Annotated in this window: 30 protein-coding genes and 1 pseudogene; 11 read left to right on the top strand and 20 right to left on the bottom strand. The window is 39.5% G+C overall.

Features of this window, described 5'->3' with window-relative positions; genetic code table 11:
- The 5 genes from ACINWC323_RS01195 to ACINWC323_RS01210 form a co-directional block, all read right to left on the bottom strand.
- Positions 1–211 (bottom strand): helix-turn-helix domain-containing protein (locus ACINWC323_RS01195; protein ID WP_009515664.1); only part of this gene is annotated, 211 nt, incomplete at its 3' end.
- Positions 208–495 (bottom strand): hypothetical protein, encoded by a 288-nt coding sequence (locus ACINWC323_RS01200; protein ID WP_009515474.1) that lies wholly within the window; start codon positions 493–495, stop codon positions 208–210. The genes ACINWC323_RS01195 and ACINWC323_RS01200, both read right to left, overlap by 4 nt.
- The gene (locus tag ACINWC323_RS0119410; protein WP_032881752.1) at positions 492–776 is read right to left on the bottom strand and encodes a hypothetical protein; all 285 of its coding nucleotides are present in this window, start codon (positions 774–776) and stop codon (positions 492–494) included. The genes ACINWC323_RS01200 and ACINWC323_RS0119410 overlap by 4 nt, the downstream gene beginning before the upstream one ends.
- Positions 777–793: 17 nt before the next feature.
- Positions 794–1,102, bottom strand: a complete 309-nt coding sequence (locus ACINWC323_RS01205) for a hypothetical protein (protein ID WP_009515418.1) — start codon at positions 1,100–1,102, stop codon at positions 794–796.
- A 30-nt stretch (positions 1,103–1,132) separates the two neighbouring features.
- Positions 1,133–1,366, bottom strand: a complete 234-nt coding sequence (locus tag ACINWC323_RS01210; RefSeq protein WP_009515655.1) for a hypothetical protein — start codon at positions 1,364–1,366, stop codon at positions 1,133–1,135.
- 130 nt (positions 1,367–1,496) lie between these two features.
- Here ACINWC323_RS01210 and ACINWC323_RS01215 point away from each other — a divergent pair, with 130 nt between their 5' ends.
- The 8 genes from ACINWC323_RS01215 (at position 1,497) to ACINWC323_RS01255 (ending at position 7,218) form a co-directional block, all read left to right on the top strand.
- Positions 1,497–2,246 (top strand): LexA family transcriptional regulator, encoded by a 750-nt coding sequence (locus ACINWC323_RS01215; protein WP_009515411.1) that lies wholly within the window; start codon positions 1,497–1,499, stop codon positions 2,244–2,246.
- Between the two features lie 28 nt (positions 2,247–2,274).
- Positions 2,275–2,934 (top strand): type II toxin-antitoxin system toxin DNA ADP-ribosyl transferase DarT, encoded by a 660-nt coding sequence (gene darT, locus ACINWC323_RS01220; RefSeq protein ID WP_009515645.1) that lies wholly within the window; start codon positions 2,275–2,277, stop codon positions 2,932–2,934.
- A gap of 10 nt (positions 2,935–2,944) precedes the next feature.
- Positions 2,945–3,988 carry a type II toxin-antitoxin system antitoxin DNA ADP-ribosyl glycohydrolase DarG gene (gene darG / locus ACINWC323_RS01225; protein WP_009515491.1) on the top strand — a complete coding sequence of 348 codons (1,044 nt, stop codon included), beginning with the start codon at positions 2,945–2,947 and terminating at the stop codon, positions 3,986–3,988.
- A 214-nt stretch (positions 3,989–4,202) separates the two neighbouring features.
- On the top strand, positions 4,203–4,400 hold the full coding sequence (locus ACINWC323_RS01230; protein WP_009515458.1) for a hypothetical protein: 198 nt from the start codon (positions 4,203–4,205) through the stop codon (positions 4,398–4,400).
- A 171-nt stretch (positions 4,401–4,571) separates the two neighbouring features.
- Positions 4,572–4,949 carry a hypothetical protein gene (locus tag ACINWC323_RS01235; protein WP_249364871.1) on the top strand — a complete coding sequence of 126 codons (378 nt, stop codon included), beginning with the start codon at positions 4,572–4,574 and terminating at the stop codon, positions 4,947–4,949.
- 11 nt (positions 4,950–4,960) lie between these two features.
- On the top strand, positions 4,961–5,668 hold the full coding sequence (locus tag ACINWC323_RS01240; RefSeq protein ID WP_009515421.1) for an ERF family protein: 708 nt from the start codon (positions 4,961–4,963) through the stop codon (positions 5,666–5,668).
- Positions 5,669–5,968: 300 nt separating this feature from the next.
- Positions 5,969–6,193 carry a hypothetical protein gene (locus tag ACINWC323_RS01250; RefSeq protein ID WP_009515444.1) on the top strand — a complete coding sequence of 75 codons (225 nt, stop codon included), beginning with the start codon at positions 5,969–5,971 and terminating at the stop codon, positions 6,191–6,193.
- A gap of 2 nt (positions 6,194–6,195) precedes the next feature.
- Positions 6,196–7,218 (top strand): phage integrase Arm DNA-binding domain-containing protein, encoded by a 1,023-nt coding sequence (locus ACINWC323_RS01255; protein WP_009515453.1) that lies wholly within the window; start codon positions 6,196–6,198, stop codon positions 7,216–7,218.
- A 237-nt stretch (positions 7,219–7,455) separates the two neighbouring features.
- Here the strand turns inward: ACINWC323_RS01255 and ACINWC323_RS19935 are convergent.
- Positions 7,456–7,596 (bottom strand): annotated as a pseudogene (locus ACINWC323_RS19935) (G:T/U mismatch-specific uracil/thymine DNA-glycosylase); the annotation flags it as partial.
- Between the two features lie 272 nt (positions 7,597–7,868).
- The gene (locus tag ACINWC323_RS01260) at positions 7,869–8,672 is read right to left on the bottom strand and encodes a BRO-N domain-containing protein (RefSeq protein ID WP_032881762.1); all 804 of its coding nucleotides are present in this window, start codon (positions 8,670–8,672) and stop codon (positions 7,869–7,871) included.
- A 153-nt stretch (positions 8,673–8,825) separates the two neighbouring features.
- Between ACINWC323_RS01260 and ACINWC323_RS01265 the strand changes: the two genes are divergently transcribed.
- Positions 8,826–9,083 carry an Arc family DNA-binding protein gene (locus tag ACINWC323_RS01265; RefSeq protein ID WP_009515454.1) on the top strand — a complete coding sequence of 86 codons (258 nt, stop codon included), beginning with the start codon at positions 8,826–8,828 and terminating at the stop codon, positions 9,081–9,083.
- Between the two features lie 104 nt (positions 9,084–9,187).
- Here ACINWC323_RS01265 and ACINWC323_RS01270 read toward each other — a convergent pair whose 3' ends face one another.
- The 5 genes from ACINWC323_RS01270 to ACINWC323_RS01280 form a co-directional block, all read right to left on the bottom strand.
- A complete protein-coding gene (locus tag ACINWC323_RS01270; protein WP_009515698.1) occupies positions 9,188–10,087 on the bottom strand; it encodes an LPO_1073/Vpar_1526 family protein in 900 nt (299 codons plus the stop codon).
- On the bottom strand, positions 10,077–10,364 hold the full coding sequence (locus tag ACINWC323_RS0119405) for a hypothetical protein (RefSeq protein ID WP_032881750.1): 288 nt from the start codon (positions 10,362–10,364) through the stop codon (positions 10,077–10,079). The genes ACINWC323_RS01270 and ACINWC323_RS0119405 overlap by 11 nt, the downstream gene beginning before the upstream one ends.
- A 67-nt stretch (positions 10,365–10,431) precedes the next feature.
- Entirely contained in the window at positions 10,432–10,620 is a 189-nt protein-coding gene (locus tag ACINWC323_RS01275; protein ID WP_009515384.1) for a hypothetical protein, read from the bottom strand.
- A gap of 7 nt (positions 10,621–10,627) precedes the next feature.
- Positions 10,628–11,077 carry a DUF4236 domain-containing protein gene (locus tag ACINWC323_RS20575; protein ID WP_032881749.1) on the bottom strand — a complete coding sequence of 150 codons (450 nt, stop codon included), beginning with the start codon at positions 11,075–11,077 and terminating at the stop codon, positions 10,628–10,630.
- 10 nt (positions 11,078–11,087) lie between these two features.
- Positions 11,088–11,558, bottom strand: a complete 471-nt coding sequence (locus ACINWC323_RS01280; protein ID WP_009515573.1) for a GIY-YIG nuclease family protein — start codon at positions 11,556–11,558, stop codon at positions 11,088–11,090.
- Between the two features lie 152 nt (positions 11,559–11,710).
- Here ACINWC323_RS01280 and ACINWC323_RS01285 point away from each other — a divergent pair, with 152 nt between their 5' ends.
- The gene (locus ACINWC323_RS01285) at positions 11,711–12,304 is read left to right on the top strand and encodes a phosphatase PAP2 family protein (protein ID WP_009515509.1); all 594 of its coding nucleotides are present in this window, start codon (positions 11,711–11,713) and stop codon (positions 12,302–12,304) included.
- Positions 12,305–12,503: 199 nt separating this feature from the next.
- Here the strand turns inward: ACINWC323_RS01285 and ACINWC323_RS01290 are convergent, their stop codons facing one another.
- From ACINWC323_RS01290 to ACINWC323_RS01305, 4 genes are read right to left on the bottom strand one after another with little or no spacing between them, the layout of a single operon-like run.
- Positions 12,504–13,691, bottom strand: a complete 1,188-nt coding sequence (locus tag ACINWC323_RS01290; RefSeq protein ID WP_009515557.1) for a vWA domain-containing protein — start codon at positions 13,689–13,691, stop codon at positions 12,504–12,506.
- A 12-nt stretch (positions 13,692–13,703) separates the two neighbouring features.
- Complete coding sequence (locus ACINWC323_RS01295; protein WP_009515407.1) at positions 13,704–14,555, bottom strand: AAA family ATPase; 852 nt, start codon at positions 14,553–14,555, stop codon at positions 13,704–13,706.
- Positions 14,556–14,590: 35 nt separating this feature from the next.
- Complete coding sequence (locus ACINWC323_RS01300) at positions 14,591–14,977, bottom strand: hypothetical protein (RefSeq protein ID WP_005230385.1); 387 nt, start codon at positions 14,975–14,977, stop codon at positions 14,591–14,593.
- Entirely contained in the window at positions 14,970–15,275 is a 306-nt protein-coding gene (locus ACINWC323_RS01305; protein ID WP_005230383.1) for a YcgL domain-containing protein, read from the bottom strand. The genes ACINWC323_RS01300 and ACINWC323_RS01305 overlap by 8 nt, the downstream gene beginning before the upstream one ends.
- A gap of 170 nt (positions 15,276–15,445) precedes the next feature.
- Between ACINWC323_RS01305 and ACINWC323_RS01310 the strand changes: the two genes are divergently transcribed.
- On the top strand, positions 15,446–16,207 hold the full coding sequence (locus ACINWC323_RS01310) for a class I SAM-dependent methyltransferase (protein WP_009515400.1): 762 nt from the start codon (positions 15,446–15,448) through the stop codon (positions 16,205–16,207).
- On the opposite strand, the gene ACINWC323_RS01315 is transcribed toward ACINWC323_RS01310, so the two are convergent.
- The 4 genes from ACINWC323_RS01315 to ACINWC323_RS01330 form a co-directional block, all read right to left on the bottom strand.
- Positions 16,204–17,346 carry a ribonuclease D gene (locus ACINWC323_RS01315; RefSeq protein WP_009515672.1) on the bottom strand — a complete coding sequence of 381 codons (1,143 nt, stop codon included), beginning with the start codon at positions 17,344–17,346 and terminating at the stop codon, positions 16,204–16,206. The genes ACINWC323_RS01310 and ACINWC323_RS01315 overlap by 4 nt on opposite strands.
- A 296-nt stretch (positions 17,347–17,642) precedes the next feature.
- Positions 17,643–18,239 carry a recombination mediator RecR gene (gene recR / locus ACINWC323_RS01320; RefSeq protein ID WP_005230374.1) on the bottom strand — a complete coding sequence of 199 codons (597 nt, stop codon included), beginning with the start codon at positions 18,237–18,239 and terminating at the stop codon, positions 17,643–17,645.
- Positions 18,240–18,322: 83 nt separating this feature from the next.
- Entirely contained in the window at positions 18,323–18,652 is a 330-nt protein-coding gene (locus ACINWC323_RS01325; protein ID WP_004772118.1) for a YbaB/EbfC family nucleoid-associated protein, read from the bottom strand.
- 12 nt (positions 18,653–18,664) lie between these two features.
- Complete coding sequence (locus ACINWC323_RS01330) at positions 18,665–19,852, bottom strand: O-succinylhomoserine sulfhydrylase (protein WP_005230372.1); 1,188 nt, start codon at positions 19,850–19,852, stop codon at positions 18,665–18,667.
- Positions 19,853–19,894: the final 42 nt, after the last annotated feature.

The following is a 19,894-nucleotide window of genomic DNA, read 5'->3' as shown; positions in this document are numbered from 1 at the left end:
CCTCAATTAACTCATCTATAATTTTAAGCACAGTTTTACGATCCATCTCTGTATCTTCAACAAGACGGGCAATACTTGGGTAGCAAACATGATCTTCACCAGCTCGATCTGCCAGTGAGAGTAAAACCAGTTTCTTGAGTGGTTTTAGTGCTCCACCCTTTTTCTGCTTCTGGCGTGTTTTCCACGCCCACATTGATGCATCTAAACTCATACATCACCAACCTTAGGTCTTAAATATCCGCCCATGTATTCAATCTTTTGGGCTTTATACAAACTCGTTTCAATTTCGCCAGCCAAATGCAAGGTAATGCATCCACGATGTGCAAGTTGCTGTCTAAACTCTTCGCGTGTTACTGCTGCATTCTCTTCGTTATAGCCCCGCTTACGGAGATTGGCTTTGTTACGCTCAAGCAGATCGTTCAAAAGTTTTAATGCTGGCTCATACCAGGATTGGATCGCCTGAAGTTGTTTGTAGTCTGGAAGCTTTGTATTCATGAAACCTCCGCTAGTACTTGCTCAATATCTGTCAGACGGCGTTTGGCATTCAACTCAGCAATTGAGGCATGGCGCAGTTCAGATTCTGCTGCTGTAACACGATGGCCATTCACCAAGATGGTGATTCCACTACTCTGCAGCCCACAAATATCCTGCACTGTGAAAAGCTCATCTGAGTCAAAAGTTCTATTGATGAACTCAAGTGGTATTTTAATTACAACCGTATCCCCCACAATGAAATCACTGTTGTGGGTTGATACTTCGTTTGATATATTTGTCATGTTCTTGATTCCTTCGATTAATGAACACTGCTCAAAGCCCGATCTCGCACATCGGGCTTTTTGCTTATTTGGAATACCGAAAAAAGAGTTTTGAATACATTCAGGTATTCACTTGAATTCATTGTATTCTTTGATTTTTTCTTGGCTTCGCTTAAAGATTGGCCCAAATCAACTTCGATCTTTAACTCAATGGCCTCTCTAATCCATTTCGCTCGATTACCATCAGCCAAATCATCAACTATCAGCTTTACATCAATAGGGACTCGGGTGGTCATTGGTTCTAATAGCTTTTCACTCGATTTAAGTTGTGCTGTTGCGTTTTGCATATCTTTTCCTGTTTTGCAAATATCTTCTTTTCACGATGTCGCCTGTTGCCCTAACTCTTTTCCTAAGAAAAAAATAAATAGGCCTTCATGGGTTAATTTTTTATTGCTGGCATCAACCATTTTTTGGATCGTATCCATGCTTGGTTTTTTTCGGCCATGAATTAAATGAGATTCCATATATCCATATGAAATACAGGTTGTTTCACAAAAGCGGATACGTTCGCTCTTTTCTAATCCGCGCCAATATTCATAAAGGGTAACCATACATACACCTAATAGGTAAATTAAATATAAATATACCCAACAGGTAAATAAAATACAACCTGTCAGGGTATTTATTTTTTCTACCTTACAGGTAAATTATTTAACTAGAATCAAGCAGGTAGATTGCATCATGAGTGAATTAAAGACAATTCATGAAATAAGACTTAGTAACACCAAAAAATTAATGAAAGATTTAGGGCTTAGTCGCACAGAATTCGCTGATAAAATTGATATGTCTTACAATCTGCTCAGCCAATATATTGGGAAAAATCCAACAAAAAATATTGGTGATGAAACTGCAGAAAAAATTGAACAGGCTTGCAATAAGCCAAAAGGATTTTTAGATCAAGCTAATGGTTTATCACCAATGACTTCATCGAAAGATGAGGCGTATATAAGCTCTTTGAAATTTCAATCATCCTATGAAAATAAAAATACTGTAAGAATCCCTGTTCATAAGGATGTCAAAGCTGCGTGTGGTAATGGCGTGACCAATTTTTTAGAAGACATTTCTGACTATTTAGAAATAGATCCAAACATTCTTATGTTATTAGGCATTAAATCAAAACCTGAAAATTTAAGAGTAATTTACTCTGCGGAATATAGTATGTGGCCCACGGTTACTCCTGATAGCCCGTTGTTTGTAGATATATCACCTATTGATACAGCTGCGATTATTAATGGAGATGTGTATGTATTCCTCCATAACGGATACTTACGAATGAAACGAGTCTTTATCAGCTATGGTAATGAAAAAACTGTTCGTTTACAAAGTGATAACCCTGATAAAAACAAATATCCAGATGAAATCATCACAAAAGAACAGCTTAACGAGTTAAGTTTTGTTGGTCGATTGGAGTCGGCTCTGGTTAAACCTTAATGAAGCCCTAAAAAATGAGATATAAAATATGCCAATGCCTACACGCTTATTCCATATGACAGCAATTGATAACTTGGATTCGATTCTCAATAAAGGCTCGTTAATTTGTAAAAATTCCTGCACTAAAGATCAAATTCGTTATGGGAATATTGCACATTCTTCTGTCCAGAATAAAAGAAATTCTAAGAATGTTCCTGTTCCTCCTCATGGATCTCTACATGATTATGTCCCCTTTTATTTTGCCCCTAGATCACCAATGTTATACGTTATCAATCAAGGTAATGTAGACGGATGTGATTATAGACAAGATAGTATTATTTATTTACAAACAACAGTAGAAAAAATTTTAGAAACTAACAACCTCTATGTTTTTACTGATCGAAATGCTTCTTTGGATTATGCAACATTTGAAAATGATCACACCAAGTTACCGCAAACTGTAAATTGGACATACCTCACATCACCTCCAGCTATTGATGGTTACTGTAAATTTTTTCATGATACAGTCGATTACCCTCAACGCAGAGAAATGCGCCAAGCTGAGTTTCTAGTTTACAATACCTTCCCCATTGATCTTATCTCTGCAATTGGTGTTCACAATAATGATGCATTAATGTTTGTCAAGGATTCACTAAGAAAGTATCATTTGAATATACCAGTAAGCATAAAACCTGATTGGTATTTCTAGGAGACAGCTTATGACTATTTCACTTCATGAGGGAGATTTATTATCTGCATCTGATGTTGATGCCATTGTAAATACAGTAAATTGTGTAGGTGTTATGGGTAAAGGGATAGCCCTGCAATTTAAAAAGAAATGGCCAGGCAATTTCAAAGCCTACTCAGAAGCATGTAAGAATAAGGAAGTTGTAATCGGCAAAATGCTAACCTACGATCTTGGTAGCCTAGCAACACCTAAATACATTATTAACTTTCCAACAAAGCAACATTGGCGTTCTCCATCAAAAATTAAAGATATTCAAGTTGGACTGATAGATCTTCTGATAACCGTAGAAAAGTACGATATCCAATCGATTGCTATTCCTCCTTTGGGGTGTGGTAATGGTGGTTTAGACTGGGATGAGGTGCTTCCTCTTATTATCAAGACATTTGAAAATCATCCTCATTTGGATGTACGCATTTATCCACCAACCAACCAACCAAATGCAGATACTATTTCAGCCAATACAAACACCACCCGCCCCAAGATGACAGAGGGTAGAGCTGCCCTATTATTACTTTTGGACGGTTATCGTGAGGTTGGTTATGGATTGTCTCGAATAGAAACCCAAAAATTAGTTTATTTCTTACAAGAAACGGGATTTAACCTTAATTTAGAATTCGTTAAATACGAATATGGTCCCTATGCTGATAAATTAAGACATGTCCTTGATCGTATTGATGGGCATTTCATTAAAGGAGTTGGGGATGGTGTTGTTGCATCGGAAATTAAACCCATACCTGAAGCTTTAGATGAAGCAAGAAGCTTTGTTGAAAATTACTCTCCCAATTTACTAAGTCACATTGAGCAAGTAAAAGACTTGATAGATGGCTATGAATCCTTATATGGGCTAGAATTGCTTTCTACTGTACACTGGGTAACAAAACATGAAAATATTTTATCTTGGGAAGATGCTGTAACGCATGTCCATAAATGGAATAATCGAAAGCAAACCATGCAACCTATGCATATTAAAACAGCTTGGAATAAACTTAAATCATCAAGATTTATAGCTAATTAACATATTTATTATGATTCTATAACCCACCCCAGCGGTGGGTTTTCTTTTAGTTAAAACAAAAAATTACCCAACAAGTATAAATATTCTTCCTATTATTTTACCTACAAGGTATTTACAATATTTTACCTTGTGGGTATATTTACCTCATGGACAGCAAAAAGCCCCGAAATCTTGGCGGATGGACGGGGCTCTCTTCACTTACATGAGATAGATTATGAAACAAAAGCCTATACATAGTCAAACGTCCGAACGTTTACACCAGCACCCTACTGCTACTGATTATCAGATCAGTACGCTTGAAATCATCAAAGCCAATCTAAAAGATGGGCTTAAGCTCTTTCCTATTATTTTGGTCGTTTTCCTGCTCGGGCTGGTCCTTACTGCTGTTGTTTATGGCACTTTTGGAGGATAAGACATGGCACATTTACATTCAGCATTTATCCAAAAGACCAATACATTTAGCGGCTCTTTATTGTACAAAATAAAACCGTCAAGCTATGACGCACAGCGACTTGCAAGCTCTGTAAATACTGGGCATTCAGCATCATATACACAGGGTAAGACCAGTAATATGGAGCCTGTCATGCAAAAGAAACGCTATACCACACCATTCGCAGAATTTATCTGTAAAGACGTGAATGGCTACTACAACGTACGCCTTGGCCCCAAAATTTATCTGGTCAACGTATCGTTAAATTACACCCCTGATTTTGATACAGAATTCTTCGGTGGCATTCAGGCTGCTGCTTTTGACTGGCACTCTATCCTCGTCAAGGAAACGCCAGATAGCGAGCTTCGCCCGATCAATGAAGAAGAATTATCTGTGTATTGGCTAAAAGGTAATATCAAGAAACTCGTAAATTACCAACGCGCCATTCAACGTAGTGCCAAAAGCCAAACCCCACGCTATAGCAAAGAACAACGTATTGAATACCGTAACGCGCAGTACAACGGTGCCTAAGGAGATTTAAGATGAATGCAGCAGTGAATCAACAAATGGCATCAGCAACCACACTCGATGCCCTACAACTGATCCAGCTTGAGTTAAAAGCACCAAAGAGCAAATACAACAGTTTCGGTAAATTCCATTACCGTAGCCTTGAAGATATCCTCGAAGGTGTAAAGCCGTTATTGCAGAAATACGGCGCTACTCTTGTGGTGACTGATGAAGTACAAGAGATCGGTCCTGTTGTGGTGATCACGGCCAAAGCCGTCTTTACCGATGCTCAAGGCAAACAAACCATGACTACGGCTCATGCCGGCGTGGAGATCAATAAAAAAGGAATGGATGTGGCCCAGACTTTTGGCTCATCCAGTTCTTATGCGCGTAAATACGCATTGAATGGCCTGTTCCTGATTGATGATACTCAAGATGCTGATACGGATGCTTTCCATCAACAGACCAATGCACCTGCCCAGAACAACCAGCAGAATGCTCCTGCTCAAAACCAGCCACCGGTTCAGCAACAACGACAGCCACAACAGCAAAACCAGATGGCTCCTGCCAATGCTGCACAGCAATTGACTCAGGACTTTCAGCAGGCCTTAAACGCGATCCATCATGCGGATAAAGAAGCAGATCTGGGACCGATCTATAAACAGTTTAAGGGCACCCGCTACGAAGCCCAGATCGTGCAGGCCTGTAAGGCAAAAAAGGACATGGAGGGTTGGAGTGCGTAAAAACCTACATCTTTAAGTATGTGGCCAAGCTTCACGGCAAAGGCAGCTTACGAGGACGTGTAGAGGCTACGACAGCTCTCCAGGCAAAACAACAGGTCCTGCAAGGTAATGAAATGATCAAGGATGTTTCGGTCTCCTTGTTAACCAATCAGAAGGCTGCCCGCACGCAGTCTTTTGAAAAGTTAAACAGCACATTACCTTCTTAAAACTTTAAACCTTAAAAAATCAAAATTTAAAATTGTGCAGATTGCATATACAGCCCTTCATTCAGGGCTGTAAGACAGTATAGGAGGTAAATTTATGTCTTGCTTGATTCGAGTATCTGAATTTATTAAGCGCGTGTATGGTGACGCTGACGGCGGTGCGACACCTCCTACACCTCAGACCATTACACGTCAGTGCCGTTTAGGTGAGCTGCCCGCCGAACAACTCGGTTCGGGAAAACGTAAAAACTGGTATATCAATTGGGATATTTACAAGAAAAAGACTGGCGATGATCTGGTCAATAAGGTTCTGCAAGGTTAAACATGTCACGGTCACGCAACTCGGGTAATAAAGATTTACCTGCCAATCTTTACAGAGGTAATGGTAATTCATGGAGGTACCGGCACCCTGTAACAGGCAAATTTCATTCAATCGGACGTGATAAGGCTGCAGCAATTCAGGCCGCACGCAAACTCAACTCACTGCTTATCCAGGAACAGGATCTGGTATCTAACGTCACCGGTAAAACTATTTCCTTCAAAGCGTTTTGCCAGCAGTATCTTGATGAGAAAAGACGTAAAGACGGTCGGCCACTGGCAGATAACAGTAAAAAGTCATATCAGCTCCAGTTGAACAGGTTATACAAAATCTGGGGAAATCAGACTTTGGAATCCATTACTTTGAAAATGGTCAATGATCAGTTAGATGAATTAACACCGTCTAATAGAAAGGCTGTACGTAGCTTATTGAGCAATATCTTTGATGTGGCCATGAGTAAAGGTCTCTGCCCGGATAATCCTGCACGTGTCACGTTAACCAAGCATGTCCAGAAACAACGTAAACGACATACTGTAACCGGCCTTCAACAGATCCGGGAGCACTCTCCTCTATGGCTCCAGAATGCCATTGATTTGTCACTATTAACCACCCAAAGACGAAGCGATATCGTCAACCTTCGCTGGACGGATATTTATGATGGATATATTCATATCGCCCAGCAGAAAACCACGGACGATCCAATTGACGATTTTGAGGTGATGGAAGGTGCCGGTTACGTCCGGATCAAGATAGATAGTGAACTGCAGAAAGTTCTGGAGCGATGCAAGTCTGGCAAAGTTCAAAGTCCATTTGTTATTTCTCAGATTCCGCGGCGTAAAACCAAGAACGAGAATAAAGAACACTGGACCCAGATACTGCCACAGTATTTATCTGAAGAGTTTTTACGAATAGTGAAGTTATCCAGGGCATATCCAAAACTTAAAGGAAGACAGATACCCACCTTCCATGAAATACGTGCACTGGCTATTTTCTGCATAAAAAAGCGGGTCATAGCGCTCAAGCTTTAGCTGGACATAGCAATGAGAAAATGACTCATCATTATGAATCTGGTCATGAGATTGTGTGGAATGATGTGGATGTTGGTATTACTCTGCCATTTGCCGAATTGACATAAAATCTTTTAACAAATGGGATTTATAAGTTATTGTTTTCTATAGTTTCTATAAGTCCCATTTTTGCGTTAAAAAATGATCAATTTTAATGGTTAATTTATTATATATCAGTTACATATTTATATTTTAAGGCATAACGTTCTGATAGTTAGGATAGTAAAAATTCATCTTCCAGCGGCTTTGCGGCGGCGGAAAACTACCGAGCATCAATAGCTTTGCATTTGAAGGTAAAAAAGGTTGTAACGGATGTGTTTCTATTTCTATATCAGTCATTTATATCAATAGCCAAATTTTAAATTGAGTAAATCATTTTGTTTATTTTATAGAATTTTTCAGTTTTTTGCTTGGATCTTTTGTTGGTGAAAATTTCGCCTTAACAAAATTTTAGCAAAATTTTAACAATATCTTTTATTCGGTTAAGATTTGGGTTTGCCGATCTGACAGTAAAAGAATGGGTGAAAAGCCTCTGCTAAAGATATAAAAAAACCGCTTAAACAAGCGGCTTTTGCGGACACGGGTTCGACTCCCATCATCTTCACCAAAGACTAAGAATGATTATTTAATAAATGATAACGATCCATCGGTGCTAAGTGCCAAGGATGTGTATCAATCCTATTTCTTAGTTCTGCATGTTTTTCTTTGTCGATGAACATCCAAGCAACAAATCCACCATCATTGAAATGATCATGGATAGCAGAGCCCATATGTGGATTAATTCCCCTTACAGCAGCACCAAACTGTCTCCACCACCCGCTTAACCATACTAGATGCATTGCCATTGCTCTGACGTTCATCATATTTGGTTCGTTATCTACACTGAACAGTGCAATCAAGTGATGGACATATTCAACAGCTACGGGAATCTGATCAAATGAGATCTCATCTATACCGTTCACATTGAAGCGTTGGTGAATGAGCTTGTAGGCATCTGAAAAGTTAAGATGCTTGGTCTTTGCTACAAGCATATTTACAGCATCGTTTAAAACTACACGTTCTGTTTTATAATTCTTTGTCTTAGGTTGTACTTCCCTATCCAATATATCTAACACCCATTTTCGGAATTCTTTTGCGACAGGTGTACGAGCAAAGAATGTGATGAGGTGACAACCACGTAAGGAAAAAATACGATTTTCCATTTCAACTGAACCCGTGGCTCTAACGACCGTCAATTTGACGGTCGTTGTCATATCGGAAGTAAATTCATCTGACTTACGATCATATATACGAGACACGGAATCTTCACGTGCATAACCTAAAGCATGAGCTAATTCGGATGAAGTGATCCAAATTTGGTCGTCATTCTGTTGTATTGGGTGAAATTGTATGGCATTAAATGTTAAACTATTCATATCAATATTCCTTGAAGATTGTTGATAACTCGCCCCGTGATCCGCCAAGATTATTCGGGGCGTTTTAATTTTAAAAAACAATGTCCACTGGACATATTGCAAATATATATGTCCACTTGATACCATGTCAACAGATTTACAAGGATTACAATCATGGGTAAACATTTAGGTGTTGCTTACAATTTGCGCTTACCGCAAGAATTAAAAGATAAAATTGCAGAATCAGCCAAAGAACTGAATCGCTCTATGAATGCGGATATTGTTGCTCGATTGGAGCAAAGTTTTGAAAAACCTATTAGTAGTGAACAGGAGATTAATGATCTTCGAGAACTTTTGAAGCAAAGTATTGAGAATAATACGGAATACTTCAGAATAATTACTGAACTTTTAAAAAAAAGTGAAGAAAACTAAGTTTAGTTAGTTTTTGAGGTAAAGCGAAGCTAACTTTACTTGGTCAAAAGAAAATCCGCTAGTGATGCTCTCTATTCAAAATAGTAAAATTTTATTCATAATTTTTAAATAGATAGTGACTGTCCATTTAGATAACTCTTCATAATTGCATCACCAATAAATGATAAAGAAACATGATTATGTTTAAATATTTTATTATATAGGTTTAGGCATTCAAAATATTTTTCTGAATTTTCCTCAACAATTTTTTTTAAGTACGCTTCTTTAATTTTTTGCCCATTTATTAAAATTTCATTACCTAATTTACTATGTAAGATATCAAAGCTTGAGTAAGAAAAAGGCATATTATCAAAATTAAGAATACCTAATGACTCCAAATATTTTGAATCAGAATATTCAAGTTCTAAAGACTTATCAAACTTAAAATAAAGATCACAAAAAACTCTATCTATCTTTTTAATAATATCTATTAAAAAAGAATCATCAACATTTAAAGCACTATGTCCTAAAGATATACGAGGTAAGATATTGTCCACAACACCAACAAAAAGGATCAAATGCAAGTGTCTGATAGTGATTTTATCCAACATATTTATAGCTTGATTACAAATTAAATTTTCAAAATCATTGGTATCTTCAGACAATTTTTTTTGGATCAAATTGATTAATAATTCAGGTTTAATTTTTTCTCCATGCCTAGCAACTAGCTGCAATGACTGATTTAGGCAAAACTGTATATCTGGATCAGCTAGTTTTTCTAATACGATAGTTTCAACGTTTTCATTGATGCTTGTTTGTAAAGCCAATGAAAATTTCTGAACATTCTCAAGGGCAATTTTAGCTGCCTCCTCTCTTAAACGAGGAAAGTTCATTTCAAACAATTGATTACAGATCGGTATAATTTCAGTTATTTGAACTCCATTATTAATTATTACATCCTGTATTTGATCTGCCTGTAAAGCAACAGAACCACCAACTACAGCTTGTTCTTGATTATTTGGCATTTTCTTTTTCCACATTTCCATTCCCCTTATTAATCACTACATCCTGAATGACATCAGCTTGTAACCCTATTGAGTCATCAGAAACTCTCTGCTCTTTTATTACAGACATAGGTGATGGTGTAATATCTAATTTTTTAGGAATCTTAAAACTTGATAAAAATACTATAAACGAAGCTAAAAATGCACCCCATGAATCAAAATCAGGCTTTAATATTGCCCATAGTAACGTAACAATAGAACATAAACCTGCCAATATAATAATAGTCGCTCTCAACATACCACCCTCATCCAATTAATTCGACTAAATTGAAAATTTTTTGTTTTATTAAAAATATCAAAACATATTAAATTTTCACGAAACGCCACGTCTTCAAACCAAGTGCTTTTGCTGCATCTTTTGCAATAGCCTTATCTCCAAGCAAAGGCGCTTGTCTCAGATCTAAAATTTCTAATAACTCAAAGTCACCTACTTTAAGGTTTTGATCAAAGTTGTATTTATACCAACGTACCTTATCTTCTGTAGTCGCTAACACCAATGAATTATTTCTGCATACTCACAAACACTAAAAATAAAAACCATCCAAAACTTATAAACCTCGCTAGCTTTGAATATCCTTCACGTAGAGTGAACCAAGCAAAAATATACGGTAAGACAAATATTCCGATGCCTAAAAGAATTGAAACCTTTCGCTCAATCTTTGGCATAAAAGGCAATGGTGGAGGAACTTGCGTACCGACTGGAGACATATTCATAAGCATACTTGATTTTGTAGGCGCATTTCTTACTGATTCTTTCTTCACTTGCTTAGGACTGTAACTGCTGTACGAAAGTCCTGTTCCTGGTAATCCTACAGTTGTTCTCGTCCCTTTTTTACCAAGGTTAACTCGTGCGCCCTTTCCACCTAATGAAACACTAGAAATACCCTTTTTCGTAATATTTAAACGTATACCCGGCGCAATCTTTAGACTTTTTCTAAAATTAAAACCCATGACTAATCTCTTATATCAATGCTGGTATTTCTTCCTCAAGCTTTTTCTCTGCTTGAGTTTTTTCATGTCTAATTGTTTGGCTCTGTCTATATTGTTCAGCTTCAGCAGTGATAGTAAATTCAGCATCACTTGAAATTTTATGAACTTCGCTTTGGATTTCATCTAAAGTTACATGGAAAAATTCTTTACGTAGATTGACTAGATTTAAACGTCGCTCAGCAAATACTTTATGAAGTGCATTTTCCATAGCTGGGGCATTATCACTGTAAATCATTGCATGCACATCAAAATAAAATGGCACACTCGCATCACCTAGTTCATTTACGCGATCCATTGGTTCCAAACGTCGCGTCATACCAATCTTATAAACATCTTCACCAAATGAACCAATGTTAGAAATAATATAAACATGCCCAGCTTTGGTTTGCTGTGCCATTGATAACGCACGCTCATTTTTCTGATGAGCTTCTTCAAGCTTCATTGATAGCTCGAGTCAGGGCGAAGCTACACTGATCAAAATAGTGCTATGACCGTTCATGCTAATTTCGGTTTTTTAACAAAGACACAGCAATCCTCTTCTGAAGTGAGCCCCCGGAATTGATATACTTTTCCAGTTTTGTTTAGGTGAATTGTATGTCCTTAGAGCGTTTAAATTTAAGTTTATTTCATTCAATAAATGCCCCGGATGTGGCTTCTGACTGGACGATTAAAACGGCTATATTCATAGCAAATGACTTGTTTTATATCGTGGTTCTATTTTTTCTTATCTGCTGGTTTAAAGGCGGTCTCAACGTAAAAAAACAAATTATAAAAGCAACTTTTTTTACCCTATTGGCCTTTGTTATTGGCAAAATAATTTCTGGCTATTTCTACTCTCCACGCCCTTTTGTCATGGAAGTGGGAAGAACACTGATTGACCATGCACCAAGTGGATCATTTCCGAGTAGTCATATGCTCTTTTTTAGTACGATTGCTTTTTCACTGTTATTTTCAAAAAGAGCTATCGGTCTAATATTTTTAGGCCTGGCCTGGTTGGTTGCATGGTCTAGAATTTACTTAGGCGTACATTTTCCTCTGGATATGCTTGGCGCATTTACCATCGCATTTTTACTTAATCTCTTAGGCATGCCATTGTGGAAATCGTATGGACAATACATCGTTAATCCGCTCATACATTTATACAATTTAGCTTTCTCAAAATTATTAAAAAATGGATACATTCGTTAATATTTCAAAGTTAAAAATCTATCATTTTTATATCTTTAATCAATATTAAACAAAAAGCCCTCTGTCGAGGGCTTTTATATCTTTTGACCTGAGTATTTTAATTTCTAGAATCGATAACCGCCCTCAACAAAGCTACTCCATTGATTTGATGTTCCATGATTATTCCTGTTTTTATAAAGTTGTCGTCTTAATATAAATATTAACGCGATAAGTAGCGCGTCATGTCTTCGATACCTTTCAGCGTCATCGGAAACATATGATTTTCAAAAATGTCTTTAATCCAGTGAATGGTTTGGGTGTAATGCCAATAGCCTTCTATTTCAGGATTCAGCCAAGCGGTTTTATCGAAATGCTGGCGTAAACGTCTTAGCCATACTTCACCCGCTTCATCATTCATATACTCAACCGAACCACCAACCGACTTTAACTCATACGGCGCCATACTGGCATCACCCACCACAATGACGCGATAATCACGTCCATAAGTATGGAACAGATCCCAGGTATTCATGCGGGTTGCACTACGGCGATGATTGTCTTTCCAGACATAGTCATACAGGCAGTTATGGAAATAGAAATATTCCAGCGTTTTAAACTCGGATTTGGCTGCACTAAACAGCTTCTCGCATTCAGCAATATAGGCATCCATCGAACCGCCTACATCAAACAGCATCAATACCTTAATGCGGTTACGACGCTCAGGCACCAGTTGTACATCCAGAATGCCCTGTTTGGCGGTTTCACGGATGGTGCCATCCACATCGAGTTCTTCAGCAGCCCCTTGACGGGCAAACTTACGTAAGCGACGCAAGGCGATTTGCATCTGGCGGGTCCCCAGTACCTGATCATCATCCAGATTCTGGTATTTACGCTGTTCCCACACTTTTACCGCCGAACGTTTACGCCCAGGCCCACCGATGCGAACACCTTCAGGATGATCACCAAAGGCGCCAAAAGGTGAAGTACCACCTGTGCCAACCATACGGTTGCCGCCCTGATGTTTCTTATGCTGTTCACGCAAACGCTCTTCCAGCATTTTCATCAGCTCTTCCAGAGAACCGGCTTTTTGTAATTCCGCACGTTGTTCAGGTGTCAGATGCTTTTCCAGCAGTTCAAGATCAAACCAGTCTTTGGGTAACTTGTGAACCTGTTTCAGCAATTCATCCAGATCAAAGGTTTCGATGCCATCAAAGTAATCTTTCATGGCACGATCGAACTTGTCAAAGAAGCGTTCATCTTTGACTAAAACCGTTTTCGCCAACTGATAGAACTCGTCCTGATCTGCGAACACAAGACCTGAAGCTACTGCCTGATTGAGATCAATGAGCTCACGTGTCGTGACCGGTACGCCATATTTGCGTAAGGTGTAAAACAGTCGCACAAACATTGCTCAGTACTCTTAACGACGTGACATAAAGGCTAAACGTTCAAGTAATTGCACATCTTGTTCATTCTTGATCAAGGCACCATATAATGGTGGAATCGCTTTCGATTTGTCATGATTACGCAATACATCTTCCGGCATATCATCCGCCATCAACAAGCTTAACCAGTCAATCAGCTCTGAAGTTGATGGTGGCTTCTTCAAATTCGGGATTTCACGTAATTTAAAGAACACCTGCAATGCTTCACTGACCAGTGTATTGGAGATATTCGGAAAATGGACTGCAATGATGTCGCGCATGGTCGCTTCATCAGGGAATTCGATATAATGGAAGAAACAACGACGCAAGAAAGCATCTGGCAATTCCTTCTCATTATTCGAGGTAATAATCACGATCGGGCGTTGTGTGGCAGTAATGGTCTCGCCTGTCTCATAGACATAAAACGACATTTTGTCGAGTTCATGCAACAAATCATTCGGGAATTCAATATCTGCCTTGTCAATTTCATCAATTAACAAGACACAACGCTCTTCGCTGGTAAATGCTTCCCACAATTTACCGGGCTTGATATAGTTTTTAATGTCATAGACACGATCATCACCTAACTGGCTATCACGTAATCGCGACACCGCATCATACTCGTACAAACCTTGCTGGGCTTTGGTGGTCGATTTGATATGCCAGGTAATCAGCTTCAAACCCAGACTGGCAGCTACTTGTTCTGCAAGCAAGGTTTTCCCTGTACCCGGCTCCCCTTTGACCAGCAATGGTTTTTGTAGGGCACGTGCAGCTTTCACTGCAAGTTTTAAGCTATCGGTCGCGATATATTGATCTGTACCGGTGAAGTGTTGTGTATCAGCAGACATTTAAAAACCTTATTTTTCTATATTTAACTTAGTATCTAAACTGAACGTGCAGTTTTATTTGCAGTATATTTTGACCAGCAGAAGCCAATCAGTAGCCCTGTACCAATGACGAATAAAATCAATGATAGATTTGACCAGATCAAGACATGCTCTTTGGTCAGCACACCAAAGATCAGACCAAAAATTGCAGGGGCAAGGGCTGAATTCGGACCTTCTGAAATCGTTGGCGTTGCAAGAACTGCAAAAGCCACGATCCACAGGATGCCACCAATCGGATTGGGCAGACGTGACATCAAACGATACCAGCACCACAATGCGATGAGCGTCCCCGTAACATAAACAATGATCGCGACATTTTCTTCAGGAAACTGATCCAGTACCGAGAGAATGTTCGACCAGATTGCTGTTAAAGTTTCAAGCACCGCGTAAGCCCTCTGGTTCTACCGCATTCGGATTGATTAGTCCTTCAGGCGGCATTTGAATAAAAAAGCCTTTGGTATTCAATGAATCTAAAACATGTAAAACGTTGGCACGTGCAAGTTTTCGCTCATTATGAAGTTCTAAATGCATCACAAAGGTGGCTTTGCCGAAGGCCTGTAAAACGCTTTCTGGAACACCTTCAAACGGGTTCTCTTGTTCCTTGTCATCAGGATAATTTGGACGAGCAATGTACATATACATTTCATCTTTTTTGCTCGATCTATAAATATCGCAGTGCATGTTTACTCACATCTATTAACAATCAAAGACAGCATACATGAAAATAAAAATGGATACATTAAGGATTGTTAACGCCAGAGTCGACTTTTTTCTTTCGCCACCTTAGCCCTTATTTCCATGCCGTGTCTTAGAATGCCATAATCAAACACTGATTTTCCGGTGGAACAGCCATGCAACAAAACAAATATGATGATCCTGTATTTTTTACTGAATATTCAAAAATGCCGCGTTCGGTATATGGCTTGCACGCTGCTGGTGAATGGTCGGCATTTAAAGCACACCTACCAGAGTTAAACAATAAAACGGTTTTGGACTTGGGCTGTGGCTATGGCTGGCATTGTCAACATGCTGCTGAACAAGGTGCGAGTTCTGTGATCGGAATTGATTTATCCACTAAAATGCTAGAAAAAGCACGTCAGTTAAATACAGCAAAAAATGTGGTTTACCAACATAGTTCGATTGAAAATTTTATCGCTGAAGCAGCGTCATTTGACCTGATCATCAGTTCACTGGCCTTGCATTACGTGCAAGATCTGGATGCTGTATTCGAAAAAGCTGCTCAACTGCTCGTGCCACAGGGAGAAATCTATTATTCTGTCGAGCACCCGATTTTTACCGCACGTGCGCAGCAAGACTGGATTTATAGTCATGAGAAACAGCCACTGTATTGGCCGGTGGACCATTATTTTGCAGAAGGCCAAAGAGAAACACGATTCCTGGGTACCCATGTGATGAAATATCACCGCACCATCGAAACCCATGTCATGGCTTTACTCAAAGCAGGTTTTGAAATCACCGCCCTGATTGAACCACTGCCTAGCGATGAAATGATTGAAAAGATGGGCTGGCAGGATGAACGAAGACGGCCCATGATGCTGATCATCAAGGCAAAAAAAAGAGCTAATCACTTAGCTCTTTTTTCAAAACGCTAACGGGCAATTTTCATCTGAGTAGCCAGATACTCAATATCTTCCCGCAATAAGGCAATCAAGGGTTGAGTCAGCAAATCATAACGCCAGCCTATCAGATAATTCGGCAAGCTCTGCTCATCCCGATGAAAGACCACATGTTCATAAATGGCGTTCATCCATTTCTTACGCAGCAATACTTCTTTCGGGATTCCGGTCTGAAGTACGACATCAGCAATTAAGGCATCGATTTTAGGTGCCACTTCTTTTGAATTACTCTTGACCGGCCGTGCCATGCGTAAAGGCCATTCATTCTCAGGCGGTAAGAATTTCAATAAATCCAGAATGGTTTTACCATGCTCACGGATCACATTCGGCCGGATATCCTTGATCTGGGCAAGCTGAAAGGTATTCCGCGGATTTTTTTCAACCAGATCAATCATGGTGCCATTGCGAAGAATAAAGCTGCGTGGCTGATTTAAGGCCTTGGTAATCTGCTCTCGCCAGATACTCAACTGCTGCAGTTGCATCAACTCACGGCGCGAATGGCGGTAGTTACCAATGTCGGTATAAAGTTCTGGCAGTGGTGTTTCCGTTGCAATCTCTTTGGTGAGATTCTGACAGTCTTCCAGTACGTATTGATACAGCCCTTTCGCTTTCAGGTCAGTTTTAAGGGTATCTGCTAACTTACTTAAATAGATGACATCATTTGCCGCATAGCTCATTTGCTCTTGCGAAAGTGGTCTTGCCAGCCAGTCTGAACGGGTCTGGTCTTTTTCAATATCGATATTAAGACAGGTCTTTAATGCATTCTGATAACTGACCTGTAAACCATGCCCCAGAAATGCCATTGCGACCTGGGTATCAAACACATTATTCAAGGGTTTCTGATCTGCATAATGATAGATCAAGTCAATGTCTTCACTACAGGCATGGAAAATGTTCTGTTGAGCAGCAAAAATCTTCGGCCAGAAATGGGTCAGATCCAATGCTGCACCATCCAGTAACAGAATCTGGCCATTTAAATTGATTTGGCAAACACCAAGTTTGGGATATAAGGTATCGACCTTGATAAATTCGGTATCAAGTGCATAGACAGAACACTGTTCCATCTGGCTAAGGAGAACAGCTAAATCTTGTTGCTGCTGGATAAACTGAAACATGTGTGCTCAAGTAAAATAATATAGAACCATACGCAATAGAGTGATCTAACCGAGATCAGGCATTGCTTAACTAAAAACAAAATACAAAAAAATTTAATTGGTATTCCACATATAAAACATGAAATTACTCCTCTCTCCCTTTCATCAAAAAACGAAAATCCTTTTCGCCAGCTCATAGTGCCACAAATCATCGTAAATAGATCTACGATAATGTTAGACAAAATGTAAAATTTAATTATTTGTTTAAATTAACAGCATGAATTTAAAATAAATATAAGAAAATGCCAAGAAAGCTGTTATTTCATGCGCATTCGGTTGTGTACAGCCTGACTTAAGGTATGACTATCGACATACTCCAGCTCACCGCCTTGCGGTACGCCTTGTGCAATTCGGGTCATCTGAATCGGTAAATGTTTGGTCGCTTCAACCAGATAATGTGCGGTTGCCTGGCCTTCTACTGTCGCATTGGTCGCCAGAATCACTTCCTGGATCTGTCCTTCGCTTAAACGCTGAATCAGGTAAGGAATCCCGATTTCTTCCGGACCAATGCCATCTAAAGGTGACAAATGCCCGCCCAGAACATGATATTTACCACGAAAACTGCCACTTTGCTCAATTGCCATAACATCTGCTGGTGATTCAACCACACACAGCAATTGCTCATCACGTTCTACCGAGGCACAAATATCACAGACATCATGTTCTGTTAAAGAGTGACAAATACGACATTCATGAATATGGCTGGAAGCTTCATGTAAAGCATAAGACAGTGCAAAGGCACCTTCGCGATTTTTCATTAATAAATGCAATGCCATACGCTGTGCTGATTTTGGACCAACACTCGGCAGAATACGTAATGCTTGAACCAGTTGTTCAAATCGTTCACTAAACACTAATTAACTCTCATAATCTCCCCTAACCCCTCTTTAAAAAAGAGGGGTACTCCTCCCTTTAAAAAAGGGAGGCTGGGAGGGATTTAAAATAAACCAGATAAACCTGGTGGTAAGCCCATACCTGAGTTTGCACCTTGAAGTTTTTCTTCTGAAATTGCTTCTGCCTGACGTGCAGCATCATTCATTGCCGCAGCAATCAAATCTTCAATCATGTCTGCTTCGTCTTGTAACAGGTCAGGACTAATTTCGATACGCTTAACGACATTACGGCACGTCATGGTCACTTTAACTAAACCACCGCCTGCTTCCGCATGAACTTCAGTATTTGCAAGCTCTTCTTTGGCTTTTTTAAGATTAGTTTCCATATCTTTTTGCATGCGCTGAGCTTGCTGCATGAGCATATTAATGTTCATAAGTTTCTCTCGTTAAATTAAATCTAAACCGCGTGATAAGTCGCGAATAATATCATCAATGTCTTCTAAACCAACAGACACACGAATTAAACCTTCTTCAATTCCTGCAGCTTGTTTAGCTTCTGCCGACATTCTACCATGCGAGGTGGTTGCTGGATGTGTAATTGTTGACTTAACGTCACCCAGATTACTGGTAATCGACAAGAAGCGCGTATTATCGATCACTGTCCATGCGCCTTCACGTTCGCCTTTGACCACAAAGGATACGACACCGCCAAAACCTTTTTGTTGTTTTTTCGCGAGTTCATGTCCCGGATGATCTGGTAAGCCTGCGTAATAGACTTTTTCCACTTTTTCGTGCTGATGTAACCATTCAGCCAGTTTCTGTGCACTCTCACAATGGGCTTTCATACGAATGCTAAGCGTTTCAAGGCCTTTCAAGAAAATCCATGCATTAAATGGACTCATGGAATTACCTAAAGTACGAATCACGCCGTTTACTTCTTCAAGCAAGTCATGCTTACCGACTACTGCACCACCAAGCGCACGGCCCTGACCATCAATATATTTGGTTGCTGAATAAAGCACTAAATCCGCACCAAACTTAATCGGTTGTTGTAATACAGGGGTACAGAAACAGTTATCAACGGCAAATAAAGCACCATTGGCATGGGCAATATCGGCAATGGCTTGCATATCACCGACTTGTGCCAAAGGATTCGACGGCGTTTCGATGAATAAGATACGGGTATTTGGACGAATCGCCTGTTTCCAGCCTTCAAGATCACCCAGATCAACAAAGGTCACTTCAACCGCAAATTTCGCCACATATTTTTCAAATAAGGCAATGATTGAACCAAATACTGCGCGAGAACAAATCACATGGTCGCCTGCTTTTAAGTAAGCCATACACATGGCATGAACTGCTGCCATGCCTGAGCTGGTCGCGACGGCACGTTCTGCACCATCCAAAACAGCTAAACGCTTTTCAAAAGCCTGAACGGTGGGATTGGTATAACGTGAATAGGTATTGCCTGCAATTTGTCCAGAGAATTTTGCAGCAGCATCCGCTGCACTGTCACACACAAATGATGAGGTTAAAAAGATCGGCTCACTATGTTCACCTTCCGAGGTACGATCATGCCCTGTGCGAATTGCCAGTGTTTCTAATTGGTATTCTAAATCATCGCTTGGATTCATCGTTTTGTATGCCTTATGATCATAATGAGGAAATATGCCAAT

The sequence above is a fragment of the Acinetobacter sp. WC-323 genome (assembly GCF_000314615.1).
Taxonomy (GTDB): Bacteria; Pseudomonadota; Gammaproteobacteria; order Pseudomonadales; family Moraxellaceae; genus Acinetobacter; species Acinetobacter courvalinii.
Note: the sequence above shows the minus strand (reverse complement) of the source record. Positions and strands in the feature narration are given on the sequence as shown.